Origin of the sequence: Adonisia turfae CCMR0081, from assembly GCF_011009555.1 — a bacterium.
Classification (GTDB): Bacteria; Cyanobacteriota; Cyanobacteriia; order Phormidesmidales; family Phormidesmidaceae; genus Leptothoe; species Leptothoe turfae.
Genome location: NZ_QXHD01000004.1, coordinates 7,074,603 through 7,086,730 on the forward strand (window position 1 = coordinate 7,074,603; position 12,128 = coordinate 7,086,730).

At 48.1% G+C, this 12,128-nt stretch carries 13 protein-coding genes; 7 read left to right on the forward strand and 6 right to left on the reverse strand.

Annotation, left to right across the window (positions count from 1 at the left end; genetic code table 11):
- Positions 1-24: 24 nt before the first annotated feature.
- Complete coding sequence (locus DXZ20_RS34215) at positions 25-666, reverse strand: peroxiredoxin (protein ID WP_163660588.1); 642 nt, start codon at positions 664-666, stop codon at positions 25-27.
- A gap of 514 nt (positions 667-1,180) precedes the next feature.
- On the opposite strand from DXZ20_RS34215, the gene DXZ20_RS34220 reads away from it, so the two are divergent.
- Positions 1,181-1,879, forward strand: a complete 699-nt coding sequence (locus tag DXZ20_RS34220) for a response regulator transcription factor (RefSeq protein ID WP_163660590.1) — start codon at positions 1,181-1,183, stop codon at positions 1,877-1,879.
- A gap of 145 nt (positions 1,880-2,024) precedes the next feature.
- Here the strand turns inward: DXZ20_RS34220 and DXZ20_RS34225 are convergent, their stop codons facing one another.
- Positions 2,025-2,450: a DUF1824 family protein gene (locus tag DXZ20_RS34225; protein ID WP_163660592.1), complete on the reverse strand. Its 426-nt coding sequence runs from the start codon at positions 2,448-2,450 to the stop codon at positions 2,025-2,027.
- 141 nt (positions 2,451-2,591) lie between these two features.
- Here DXZ20_RS34225 and radC point away from each other — a divergent pair, with 141 nt between their 5' ends.
- The 6 genes from radC to DXZ20_RS34255 all read left to right on the forward strand — a co-directional run bounded on the left by radC (position 2,592) and on the right by DXZ20_RS34255 (position 9,065).
- A complete protein-coding gene (gene radC / locus DXZ20_RS34230) occupies positions 2,592-3,359 on the forward strand; it encodes a RadC family protein (protein ID WP_163703034.1) in 768 nt (255 codons plus the stop codon).
- A 203-nt stretch (positions 3,360-3,562) separates the two neighbouring features.
- Positions 3,563-4,114 carry a sodium-dependent bicarbonate transport family permease gene (locus tag DXZ20_RS34235; protein ID WP_163703035.1) on the forward strand — a complete coding sequence of 184 codons (552 nt, stop codon included), beginning with the start codon at positions 3,563-3,565 and terminating at the stop codon, positions 4,112-4,114.
- A 91-nt stretch (positions 4,115-4,205) separates the two neighbouring features.
- On the forward strand, positions 4,206-5,885 hold the full coding sequence (locus tag DXZ20_RS34240) for a SulP family inorganic anion transporter (RefSeq protein WP_163703036.1): 1,680 nt from the start codon (positions 4,206-4,208) through the stop codon (positions 5,883-5,885).
- A gap of 258 nt (positions 5,886-6,143) precedes the next feature.
- The gene (locus DXZ20_RS38635) at positions 6,144-6,353 is read left to right on the forward strand and encodes a hypothetical protein (protein ID WP_348917889.1); all 210 of its coding nucleotides are present in this window, start codon (positions 6,144-6,146) and stop codon (positions 6,351-6,353) included.
- A 122-nt stretch (positions 6,354-6,475) separates the two neighbouring features.
- Positions 6,476-6,898 (forward strand): hypothetical protein, encoded by a 423-nt coding sequence (locus tag DXZ20_RS34250; RefSeq protein ID WP_163703037.1) that lies wholly within the window; start codon positions 6,476-6,478, stop codon positions 6,896-6,898.
- A gap of 313 nt (positions 6,899-7,211) precedes the next feature.
- Entirely contained in the window at positions 7,212-9,065 is a 1,854-nt protein-coding gene (locus tag DXZ20_RS34255) for a pentapeptide repeat-containing protein (protein ID WP_163703038.1), read from the forward strand.
- Positions 9,066-9,121: 56 nt separating this feature from the next.
- Here DXZ20_RS34255 and DXZ20_RS34260 read toward each other — a convergent pair whose 3' ends face one another.
- The 4 genes from DXZ20_RS34260 to DXZ20_RS34275 form a co-directional block, all read right to left on the reverse strand.
- Positions 9,122-9,310, reverse strand: a complete 189-nt coding sequence (locus DXZ20_RS34260; RefSeq protein ID WP_163703039.1) for a hypothetical protein — start codon at positions 9,308-9,310, stop codon at positions 9,122-9,124.
- 154 nt (positions 9,311-9,464) lie between these two features.
- Complete coding sequence (locus tag DXZ20_RS34265) at positions 9,465-10,283, reverse strand: TolB-like translocation protein (protein ID WP_163703040.1); 819 nt, start codon at positions 10,281-10,283, stop codon at positions 9,465-9,467.
- A gap of 75 nt (positions 10,284-10,358) precedes the next feature.
- Positions 10,359-11,642, reverse strand: a complete 1,284-nt coding sequence (gene bioA, locus DXZ20_RS34270) for an adenosylmethionine--8-amino-7-oxononanoate transaminase (protein ID WP_163703041.1) — start codon at positions 11,640-11,642, stop codon at positions 10,359-10,361.
- A gap of 55 nt (positions 11,643-11,697) precedes the next feature.
- Positions 11,698-12,096, reverse strand: coding sequence for a DUF4399 domain-containing protein (locus DXZ20_RS34275; RefSeq protein WP_250564805.1), 399 nt, complete (start codon positions 12,094-12,096; stop codon positions 11,698-11,700).
- Between the last annotated feature and the right edge of the window lie 32 nt (positions 12,097-12,128).

The window sequence follows — 12,128 nt, forward strand, 5'->3', positions numbered from 1 at the left end:
TTCCAGCAGAGTGGATGTTATTGCCTACTTGTTAGGCTGGGGAGTCATACGCAAATAAGGCTTGAGTTCTGTAACCCCCTTGGGAAACTGCTGCTTCGCATCTTCAGTAGAGATTGAAGGTACAACGACACAGTCGCCACCATCTTGCCAGTTAGCAGGGGTGGCAACCTTGTGGTAGTCAGTCAACTGTAGGGAGTCAATGACCCGTAGAATCTCATCAAAGTTACGGCCAGTGCTAGCTGGGTAAGTAATGGTGAGACGTAGCTTCTTGTTGGGATCAATGACAAATACGGAGCGTACAGTCAAGGTGTTACCAGTGCTGGAGTTGGGGTGAATCATCCCATATAGCTCAGACACTTTCTTGTCTTCGTCAGCCAAGATGGGATAGTCAACGCTAGTACTCTGGGTTGTGTTGATGTCACCAATCCAACCCTGGTGAGATTCTACACCGTCAACGCTGAGGGCGATAGTTTTAACGTTGCGCTTGTCAAACTCAGCTCGATACTTGGCTACAGTACCTAGTTCAGTGGTGCAAACGGGAGTGTAGTCAGCAGGGTGAGAGAAAAGAACGACCCAGCTGTCGCCAGCCCATTCATAGAAATTGATATCCCCAGCGGAAGATTTCTGGGTAAAATCTGGGACCTGATCCCCTAGTTGAAGAGCCATAACCGAATTTCCTGATATTTCCTTACATCAACAACGCTTGCATTAAAGCCATGTGATTAGGCTAGTTGCGCTAAGAATCTCATAAACCCCGGTATTCCGGTCGGAGTTTAGATGATTCTTAATCATCCTATCGTGAAAGGACCCAAATGGTATCAATTGCAGCAGTTGTCTACGGGCAAATATGTATATTTTTTAACCTTGCACAGACTGCTGTGTGAGTTCTGAATACAGGTCTACAAGGAGTCTTATGCCCCAATGTTGCCATTGGTAATTTACTGATAAATGTCAGGACTTGATATCAGTTCTTCTTAAATGACAGCGATCGCATCCTGGTTTTGTGGGGCTATCCAGGTGTCGTGACCCTGAGCGAAACGAATGGAATTTTGACGAACTTTGCACAAACGATGGTCAACAGTGAAGTGGGAAGATAGTATTTCCCAGAGTTGGGGACTACATATGATGAGAGTGCCCAATTCCGATTAAGCTTAGGAACTGTAGCATCAAAGGAAAAGCCATGGCAGAGGCAGCTAAACGAGTCCTGTTGGTAGATGATGAGCCCGGCTTGCGTGAGGCGGTTCAAGCCTATTTAGAAGACAGTGACTTTCAGGTGCGCACGGCCAGCAATGCCACTGAAGGACTAGAGCTATTGCAGCAGGAACCCCCGGATGTGCTGATCTCAGACATTATGATGCCTGAGGTGGATGGCTATGCATTTCTTAAGCAGGTGCGTGAAGATCCTCGCTACAAATCGCTACCGGTAATTTTTCTGACAGCCCGTGGGATGACTAGCGATCGCATCCAGGGCTACAACGCTGGCTGTGATGCCTACCTATCCAAACCGTTTGATCCAGAAGAGCTGGTGGCCATGGTCAGTAATCTGATCGAACGCCAGGCCGCACGTACGCCAGAAGCTGGAACCGTGCCTGATATCGCTGCTATGGCCCGCCAAATTGAGGAAATTAAGGCTCTGCTCACACAGCGAGGAACGATCCCTCAAAAAACATCGCCGATTCGTATTGATCTGACGCCCCGCGAACAGGATGTATTAAACCTGGTGGCAGAAGGCCTCATGAATAAGGAGATTGCGAGTCGTCTGGGCACCACAGTCCGCAACGTCGAAAAGTACGTCAGTCGTTTATTTGGTAAGACCGGTACTAATAGCCGTACAGAGCTAGTCCGATTTGCCCTAGAGCATGGGTTGGTAACTACGTAGGTCTCGCTTTGTAAGGATGCACTGCTGCTGTGCATCCAATCGAGTGCATGGTGGATATGTGCTGACATCTTGAAGGGCGTACGTCGGTACGCCCCCACTGGAGGCTGGTTGATTGTTAACCGCTCCCTTGTGCATCGACTAACGATCATTCATCAAATAAGTCCAATGGAAAAGGTCCATAGGTGCCATTAACCAGGTCATACTCGGGCTCACTAGCGTGGAAGGAGACCAAAACGCCGCGATTTGGCCCCCCATAGTCATCTAGATACCAAGCGCCTTTGAGGGTATTGAACTTCAGGTAAATAGCACCGTCTCGTTCAGGCAAGTCTAAATTGATGGGACGGCTGAGGCGACCGACATAGGCTTCGGTTGCTGCTTTGCCTTCGGCCAGGGTATCGGTACATACACCCAGGGTTTCGTAGTCAGCTAAATCGCTAAACCATAGCAGAGCATTAATGAGATCACGCTTCTGCGCTTTAGACAGCTGGGGGGGAACTGCCAAACAGCTAAATTGCGCTAACTGCTGGCGGACTTTTTTAAGGTTGGTGGGTGACGGGGTGAGGTTTAGCATAGCGTCTGAGTAAATGTAGGCTTCGCTATGATTTCGTGGTGATAAGGTCGCTCTTAGGCGGGCTGATGGGCTCACTAAATCATGATGCCGCGCTGCCTTAGAAAACAGTGCGGTGATTATTATGCCATTGCACCTCTATCTATGACACTTACCTGCGATCGCAGCCAAGAACAGATTCACAAACGCTACAATCTGCGGGTTAAAGATATGCCGACGGAGCAACGTCCCCGCGAGCGATTGATGGCCTATGGTGCTAAAAATTTAACGTTGGCTGAACTGCTGGCGATTTTGCTGGGCACAGGGGTTAGCCGTGGTCATAAGCTATCAGCTGTGAATCTCGGTCAATGTATTCTCAATGAACTTGCCCAGGATAGTGCCACAGCCCTGGATGCTTTACGAACTGTTACACCGCAGGAGCTGATGACCATATCCGGTGTCGGAGAGGCGAAAGCTGCTGCCATCTTAGCCGCATTAGAACTGGGAAAGCGAGTTTTGCAAAATCGTCCTGCTGATCGCACAATAGTGGATGATCCCGCCGTAGCTGCTGCTGCCCTCAGTCAAGATTTAATGTGGCAATCGCAAGAGAGATTTGCGATCGCACTGCTCGATGTTAAACATCGACTCCTGGGCACCAAAATTATTTCTCTCGGTACTGCCACTGAAACCCTAGCCCACCCAAGAGAGATTTTTCGTGAAGTCATTAAACAAGGGGCTACCCGTGTGATTGTCGCCCATAATCATCCCTCCGGTATTCTTGAGCCCAGCGATGCTGACTTAGCGTTGACCCGCCAGTTGCTGGAAGGAGCAAATATTTTAGGGATTCCTCTGTTAGATCACCTAATTTTAGGAAATGGAGACTTTGTAAGTCTACGACAAACTACAGAGCTATGGAATACGCAGGCTGAATAAGCTTGGCGGCGCAACAACTTGTGGAAGTAATCATGGAGTATTTAAACCCCATTGGCTACGTATAACTCAATAAATATTCGTAAATAATTACCTAAAAGTATTCTTCAATACTCTGCTTCACATTCGATGATAGGTTTGAATTTACTTGACACACAGCTGCTATCGGTCGCCGCACTTTACTAAAGTGAGCTATGGACTCTAGCTTGATTCTTTCGAATGTTTTAAACTCACCTGTCTTGTTTTTCGTTATTGGCCTGACAGCTGTGTTTCTCAAGTCAGACTTAGAGATCCCTCAGTCGATCTCCACGCTGTTCTTTGTGTATTTATTATTTGCCATCAGCTTTAATGGGGGGGACGGATTCTACGAAAGCGGTTTGAGTTCTGAGGTTGCTATAGCCTTAAGGTCAACTGTGGTGGTGGTTGCTGTCGTCTCTGTTTATTCTTTCTTTATTTTACGGCTAAAGCTTGATCTCTACAATGCTTCAGCGATTGCAGCAATCGATAGCTTTCTCTGTGCGGTAACGTTTGTAACCGCTAGTTCGTTTCTCTCTCCAGTAAATGTTGACGTTGGCAATTATCTGGTAGCTACTTTAGCGTTGATGTCATCACCAGCAATGATTATGGGTCTTTTATCGGTGAGAGTGTTTGTCAATCGACTCAAGGATAAGAGTTTGCAAGACACACTTGATTGGGGAGAATGTTTCAGGAGTCTTGCCCGAATGGTTTGGCCTTTTTGTTGGTGGGTAGTTTGTTAGTGAAGCTAGTTGCCAGTGATTTTTCCCCTTCAATACCGGCATTTCTATTTACTTTCATTTAATTCAAAACGTTTGGAGTTAGATATCGATCATGGCATTGTCTCCATCTGTTCTACTGCCAAGTCTCAATTTCAAGAATCTGCGGGGAGACTTATTTGGTGGTGTCACGGCAGCGGTTGTTGCCTTACCTTTAGCTCTGGCCTTTGGTGTTGCTTCTGGAGCAGGACCCATTGCTGGGCTATATGGAGCCATGTTTGTTGGCTTTTTAGCTGCTCTGTTTGGGGGTACTCCTTCCCAGGTCTCGGGGCCTACAGGCCCAATGACGGTAGTCATGGCATCTACCTTTGCGGCACTGACGGCTAAGTACCCAGAGGCCGGTCTCGCCATGGCCTTTACGGTGGTTATGTTGGGTGGTCTGTTTCAAATTTTGATGGGGCTTTTGAGATTAGGAAAATACATTACTTTCATGCCCTACACCGTTATCTCTGGGTTTATGTCAGGGGTGGGGGTGATTATTATCCTGATTCAAATTGGCCCTCTGTTTGGGGCTGTCGGGCAAGGGGGTGTTGTTGATTCAATTCTGCTGTATCCAACTGTTTTTAGTACTATCAATCCTGTTGCTGCCGGGCTGGGGTTGCTGACTCTAGCGATTGTGTTTGCTGCCCCGCCAAAGCTTAATCGCATCTTGCCAGCGCCTCTGATTGCCCTGGTGCTTTGCACCTATCTATCAGTGAGATTCTTCCCCAATAGCGGTATTCCTCGCATTGGTGATATTCCTTCGGGCTTGCCTAGCCTGCATATGCCCTACTTCTCTTGGGGGGCTATGAAGGACATGCTGGGGTACAGCATTATGCTGGCTGTACTGGGAGCGTTAGATTCACTGCTCACCTCCTTGGTAGCCGATAGTATTACACGCACCCAACATGATTCTGACCGTGAGCTAATTGGTCAAGGTATTGGTAATTGTGTGGCTGGCTTGTTCGGTGGTTTACCCGGAGCTGGAGCTACTATGCGTACCGTGATCAATGTGCAGACGGGGGGTAAAACTAATCTTTCGGGCATGATTCATGCCCTTGTGCTAGCGGCAATCGTGCTTAAGGCTGGTTCTTTGACTGAACCAATTCCCCATGCTGTATTGGCAGGAATTTTGATCAAAGTCGGGATTGACATCATTGACTGGGGCTTTTTGAAGCGAGCCCATCGCCTGTCTACAAAGGGGGCAAGCTTGATGTATCTGGTCATGGGACTCACGGTTTTTGTGGACCTGATTACGGCTGTGGCCGTTGGGGTATTTTTAGCCAATCTGCTGACCATTCAAGCAATTACCGATATTCAGGTACAGGATATGCGGGCAGTGACCCATGGGGATAATGAAAACTGGCTCACCCCTGAAGAACGCTCCCTGCTAGAAGCTGCTAAGGGACGAGTACTCATGTTCCATCTCAGCGGTCCCATGAGTTTTGGCGCGGCCAAATCCATCGCTCGGCGCATGGCTATCGTAGAAAATTATGAAATCCTGATTCTAGATTTGAGCACTGTCCCTAGATTAGGAGTAACGGCTTTGCTGGCGATTGAAACCATGATTAAAGATTCCTTGGCTAAACGGCGAGAGGTATTTTTGGTAGGTGCCCATGGCCAAGTTGCCCACAGGCTTGAACGGTTAGAAATTTTGCAGAAGCTGCCTCCAACCCATCAGGTTACCGAGCGCATTATTGCCCTAGAGCGCTCGATAGAGCTGATTCGTGACTATGCTCCCCGTGCAGAGGTTTAGGTGAATCAGACTGGGGTCTCCTGGGGGGATAAATGACAGATCTCTCATAATTAGTTCATTCTCAGTGCACAACGGTCTTAACTCATGGTTAGTACGTTGGGGGCATTGATGATATTTCATTGATATCCCCCAACGTATCCTTGGAACGCATGAAAATGATGCTTTCTGAGCATGCTGAATCCCTGTGCCTAGTTTAAACATCGGACGTTTGAAGGATTATATATACGTCACGTTGTTGCTTGTTTGGAAAGTCTTTTTATGCAAGCATGCTCGATCTCGGATATTTCAGGTTTGGCAGATTTAGGTCGGATGGCGGATTTAATTGGGTCGTTTAGCGATCGCAACTATCTTCAAAAAATACCCGCTCTCTTTTATGAATTTGAGCAAAACTGCGCTAACGACAGCTTAGGCTATCGGCAGATTAAACAGGCCAATGTATCGGCTGATAAAGCTCGTCTATGTACCTAGGACGGCCAATTTAGCCTTGTCAATGGAACCTTAAGTAAGTTTTAGTGATCGTATCTCATAACATCCGTATCCATATCGGCGGAAAGCACCTAAACTAGGTGCTGTTCTTACCTGAGAGACCCATGGCACCACGCGATGCGAGTAAAACGTCCACTGCTGCTTCTGAAGCCGTGGATACTGCCCCAACCAAAGCAGCAACTCCCGCTAAAGCAGCAGATTCTGCTAAAGCAGCAGATTCTGCTAAAGCAGCAGCTCCTGAAGCTGCACCCGCTGTAGATACTGGAAACTTGGACACGATCTTCAGCGCCCTCAAAACGTTAATGACCACAGTGGATAAGCTACAGAAGTCGCGCCAAGAAGTGGGCGATATCAAACCTTTAATTGTGCGGATGCTGGATGGAGAATTGCTGTCGGGAGATGAATTAGATCAGTTAAAGACAGGTGTCAGTGGCCTTTCTAAATTGGTGCGCATCTACAGTGACTACCAAACTGCCCTGGAAAAAGCTCAGCCAGCTAGAGAGATCTTAGATACGGTGCTGAAATAGCTATCATTCTCGTATCTGGAACGTTTGAGAGAAGACTGACTCGATCAACTATTCAGGACCTATATTTGTGGCAGAGAGAAGGTTGTTAGGTCTTGAATAGTTCTCCTTAGAATTTGACTTTAGCGCTGTGTTACGGCCAGAGATGTCTGTAAAAATCGACATCTGTATGAATGACATCCTTGATTGCAAGGCATGATGATTGGCTATGGGTCGTAGATCTCTTGTCCTTGGGGCTCGCTATACTTTCAATAACTCCTAGATAATGCTGAATCACAGCTTGGGTAGCATTAGGTGATTGATTGAGGGTGTCGTTGTGGCTAATCTACAGCATTTAGAACGGCTACATCAGGGTGTACAGCGATGGAATCAGTGGAGATTAAATAATCCTGAAATAGTGCCTGATCTAAGTGGTGCAACCTTATTGGCGGCTCAATTGAGTGGAGTGAATTTCAGCGGTGCCAAGCTCCATAGAGTGCAGCTAGATAAAGCGGAGTTAAGCGGTGCTAATTTGTATAAAGCTGATCTGACTCAGGCTCATCTATCGGAGGCTGACTTAAGCGGTGCAAAACTACGTAAAGCCAGGTTACGGGGTGTTAACCTAGCCAGAACCGATCTGCGAGGGGCCAATCTAACCAAGGCGCATTTACCTGACGTGGATCTAAGTGGTGCGAGTCTAAGTGGTGCGAATCTGAGTAGTGCGAATCTATGTAGGGCTAACTTGAGCAGTGCCAATTTGAGCAGTGCCAATTTGAGTGGTGCTGCTTTGATGCAGACGCAAGTGTTGGGTACTGTATTTGCCAAGGCAATGCTTACCGGTGCCTGTATACAAGACTGGACTTCCAATGGTGCGACGATCTTGGAAGGGGTTATTTGTGATCATATCTATCTCAAAGATGTGCCAAAAGAGCGACATCCCAAGACAAGAAATTTCAAGCCTGGTGAGTTTGCTAGGGGCTTTCAGCAAACTACACGTGTGATTGATCTTGTTTTTCAGGGGCGTATTGACTGGCAAGCGTTTTCCCAGGCTTTCCAAACGCTTTGCCAAGAATATGTTGATGCTAATCTCTGTATCCAATCGATTGAAAAAAAGCAAGGTGGTGCTTTTGTTGTTCGTTTAGCCATGGCTCCTGATACCGATGCTGCTGTGATTGAAAGTCGGGCAAAAGAGCAGTACATGGTTGAAATGCATACACTGGATGCACAGTATAAGCGGCGATTGCGATCGCAAGGATATCCTTTTAGCATGGCCCGTCATAGTATCAACATGGAGCGTCGGGATAAAGCCACCCTAATGGGCGTGTTGACCACGATGGCCAATAGTCAGCAGGGGCCCAAATATCGGATAGACAATACGTCCTTGTTGAATAGTTTGACCACGACGGGGCAAAACATAGAACTTAACGGTTATGACAAACATCCGGCTCATATCATAGATGCCCTCAGGAAAAAGGCTCTGAAAACAAGGACTTGTAAGCTAAAGGCTTTCAAGAACGTGGAACCTGTCCAAGCCAAAATTATTGAAATGTTGTTATCTGGTATGTCTCCATCGAGAATTACCAAAGTGATGCAGCTTGATCGGGGTCAGGTCAACCTTTACCAACGGCAGTCAACCTTTCGCACAGCCTTTTGGCGAGCCTTTCTCAAGAAAATGCTGGATTTTGTTGGGAGATTGCTAACCATATTGCAAAATCTGACTACTGATGCTCAGATCTCTTCAAAGTATCGTCTATGGCTTATAAAATGGTGGTTAGGCTGTTTTTTCGCAACTGTTGACTACCAAGGCCCCCCCCATGTACCTGTTTTACAGAGCGAGATTATTCATCTGTTGCTGTTTGGTATGACCCTCACAGAAGTAAGCGATGCTCTGATGATTGATCCTAGACAGGTCAATAAGTACCGACAACAACCTGCATTTCGGGTTGCATTTTGGCATGCCTACTGTCAAAAACTGCTGGTTTTAATCAGTAAGGCTACCGATACTGCTAAAGCTCTGCTAGTTAATCCTCAGATGACTTTTAACTGTCGTCTGATCGCAGTTGGCTACTTATTCCAAAAGTGCCCCACCGACTTTATGCGCACCCTTGAAAGAATCGAATTAGAACAGATGGCCTGCGTGCTGATATCCATTAGTGCGGGACAAATTTCTGGCGTATTACCATTGTCATAGTCTGCATGCGGTGCTGCTCCGCAATTCGCCGGGATAGTCTTCTTCGCCAACGGCTACTATCGTGTCCCACCGCTGAGTCGTCTTTGGGGCACACCGGGGGGATCTGGCTGAAACGAACGCTCTACTGAAAGTTCCTGACATGGCCAATCCATTCTTATAGTCAGTGGTTGGGCAACGGCATCTGCCATCAGACAATTGGGGACAATGATTGTGGCGCATGCCAGGTTCCGTAACAGACCACCCATGGGCAGATTTCCAAACAAACAAGGTCAATTCGGTGCCCGCAAGCAACCGCAATGACCTATCGGTGGTTAGTTAGACTTTACGACCAGGTTGTTGCAAAACTTAATTAAAAGCCGTTCCTGCTTTATATAGCTTGGCGCACATAGTTCACAACATCTACTGAAGACTGAGGGTCAGATTATAGGAAGCATCGCTAGAGATGCCGCCGACAACTACTTGGTAATCGCCGGTGTGAGGTAAGAAAACCGTCTCATTATTGGCGCTAAATGCCAGGATGTAACCGCTGGGGGAAATGATATCAAAAGCAGCGTTATTTTCTGTGGCCTGGAGGCTGATACTCATCTGCTGACCACCGTTAGCGTTGACCAGATAAATATCCCGGTCCCCTCGCACTACCCTATTGCTAGCAATGACATAGCGTTGGCCAGGGTCGAACTCAATCCGTTCGGTTCTGGCATTATTCGCTCCGGCCAGCAGGTCCTTGGCTTCAAGACCATTGTGATCTTGGAAGGCCGGATCAACCAGTTCACAGTCCGTTAGATTGAGGACGTTGTCTTTGGTTTGCAGTGTATTGCTGGTTAATATCCAGGTATCACGGGTGTCTTTGACGTCTTTGTCAATCCAGGTGGTAACGTCGACTATGGATGTGTCTGCGATTAGTGAACCTGAAAACACTTGGGCATAGGTTGTTGAACCGTTTGCTGCTTCGGTTTGAACCGATGAGCGCACATCGCCGCTAATCTGATGGTTGTCGAGGGTTAAACGCAAATACGTCGCGAGCATGCCGTTGTTTAATAAGTAGCAATAGCGACCTGGATCCAGCTCAAACGTCTTCGAGATGGACTCTGAGATGGTTTGAGGTGTGGATGCTTCAGGTGCGATCGCACCTGATCTAATCGTTTCTCGAGGGCTACATCCTATAAGCAGGCTGAGCAAACTAACAGTCAGCAGACTGATTGAAGTAAAGCGCATCATGATGACAAGCCTATCCTGGATAGGAATTGTGACTATGAATTTTAGCCGTAGTAAATGCGACTGCTCACCACAACATTAACGAGTCAGTTCAACTATTGCCTGGGTGATGCAACTCAACTCGGCAGGCTCAATGATATAAGGCGGCATCGTGTATATAAGTTTACCAAAGGGGCGTAGCCATACACCGTGCTCTACTACCTGTGGCTGAATTACAGCCATATCCACCGGTTCATGCAATTCGACAACGCCAATGGCTCCTAACACCCGCACGTCTTTGACTAAGGATGATGCCCGGCAGGGGGCTAGCTCTTGCTTCAGCTGTGCCTCGATTGTCTGGATTTTGGCTTGCCAATCGTAGCTGTCTAAAATGGCAAGATTCTCTAAGGCGACGGCACAGGCCAAAGGATTGGCCATAAACGTAGGACCATGCATAAACACCCCTGCTTCGCCCTGGCTAAACACCTGACTAATGTGGGGTGTGGTGAGCGTTGCCGCCAGCGACATAAACCCACCGGACATGGCCTTGCCGATACACAAAATGTCAGGGAAAATCTTTGCATGTTCGCAGGCAAAGAGCTGCCCTGTACGCCCAAAGCCTGTGGCGATTTCATCCAGAATTAACAGCACACCATACTGGTCACAGAGCTCTCTGGCACGACGCACATAGTCGGGACTGTAAAACCGCATGCCCCCAGCCCCCTGCACCACAGGTTCAAAGATGGCTGCGGCGATCTGTCCATGGTTTTCCGCCAAAAGTTGTTCAAAACTAATAATATCGCTGTCATCCCACAGTCCCCAGAACGGAATCTGGGGAATATCGGCAAAATACTGTTGTCGAAGAACCTTGCTAAATAGATGGTGCATGCCGTTGACGGGGTCACACACCGACATAGCATCAAAGGTATCGCCATGGTAACCGCCGCGCACCGTTAGAAAGCGATGCTTCTCAGGCTTGCCCAGGTTATACCAATACTGAATCGCCATCTTCATGGCCACTTCCACAGACACTGAACCAGAGTCGCAGAAGAACACCTGCTGGAGTGGTTCTGGCGTGAGTTCCACTAATCGCTGAGCCAGTTGCACCGCCGGTTGGTGGGTAAGACCGCCAAACATCACGTGGGACATGCGATCAATTTGATCGCGAGCGGCCTGGTTAAGCCGGGGATGGTTATACCCATGAATGCAGGTCCACCAGGAGGACATGCCATCCACCAGGGTCAGCCCTCCCTCTAGCTCGATGTAAACGCCCTGTGCCGACTTGACCGGAAAAATGGGTAACGGATTGGGCATGGCGGCGTAGGGATGCCATACATGTTGGCGGTCAATGGTGAGTAGCTGGTCCGTGGGTAAGGATTGCATAGGTGTTTGGATTGGGAGGGGGGGGGAACCGCTGACGCTATGGGCTAAGCACTAGTTATTCAACAGTGACTGTGATTTTCTCTGAGATAACGGGTTTTTCGTGGGGAATATGGCTATAGTTGCCCAGTACCAACTGTAAAGTGTGTTTGCCCGGTTCTAGGGTCAGCTGAGTTTCGGTTTGACCGGCACCATAATGGAGAACTTGTTCAGAACCTTGCAATGGCTCTGTTAGAGGAGGTAGCTCATCGACATCGACGAGTAAATGATGATGACCTGTATTGGGACGATCTATCCCGGCAGGGGCAATTCCCATGCCCGACAGGCCAAACCGCACGGTGAAGGGTGCTGCGACCGTATCACCATTGCTGGGAGAAATAATATAAGCGGCAGCAGATTCGGGTGCAGGGGAGAGGTCTGCTGCATAAACTGGATGTACAAATGGGCCGACTAGCATAGTCAGCCATAGGGCGGCAAGGGCAAGGCTAT

Coding starts and splice junctions, on each gene's coding strand:
- DXZ20_RS34220 (WP_163660590.1), top strand. CDS start 1,181: ATGGCAGAGGCAGCTAAACGAGTCCTGTTGGTAGATGATGAGCCCGGC.
- DXZ20_RS34265 (WP_163703040.1), bottom strand. CDS start 10,283: ATGATGCGCTTTACTTCAATCAGTCTGCTGACTGTTAGTTTGCTCAGC.
- DXZ20_RS34215 (WP_163660588.1), bottom strand. CDS start 666: ATGGCTCTTCAACTAGGGGATCAGGTCCCAGATTTTACCCAGAAATCT.
- bioA (WP_163703041.1), bottom strand. CDS start 11,642: ATGCAATCCTTACCCACGGACCAGCTACTCACCATTGACCGCCAACAT.
- radC (WP_163703034.1), top strand. CDS start 2,592: ATGACACTTACCTGCGATCGCAGCCAAGAACAGATTCACAAACGCTAC.
- DXZ20_RS34240 (WP_163703036.1), top strand. CDS start 4,206: ATGGCATTGTCTCCATCTGTTCTACTGCCAAGTCTCAATTTCAAGAAT.
- DXZ20_RS34250 (WP_163703037.1), top strand. CDS start 6,476: ATGGCACCACGCGATGCGAGTAAAACGTCCACTGCTGCTTCTGAAGCC.
- DXZ20_RS34225 (WP_163660592.1), bottom strand. CDS start 2,450: ATGCTAAACCTCACCCCGTCACCCACCAACCTTAAAAAAGTCCGCCAG.
- DXZ20_RS34275 (WP_250564805.1), bottom strand. CDS start 12,096: ATGCTAGTCGGCCCATTTGTACATCCAGTTTATGCAGCAGACCTCTCC.
- DXZ20_RS34260 (WP_163703039.1), bottom strand. CDS start 9,310: ATGGGTGGTCTGTTACGGAACCTGGCATGCGCCACAATCATTGTCCCC.
- DXZ20_RS38635 (WP_348917889.1), top strand. CDS start 6,144: ATGCAAGCATGCTCGATCTCGGATATTTCAGGTTTGGCAGATTTAGGT.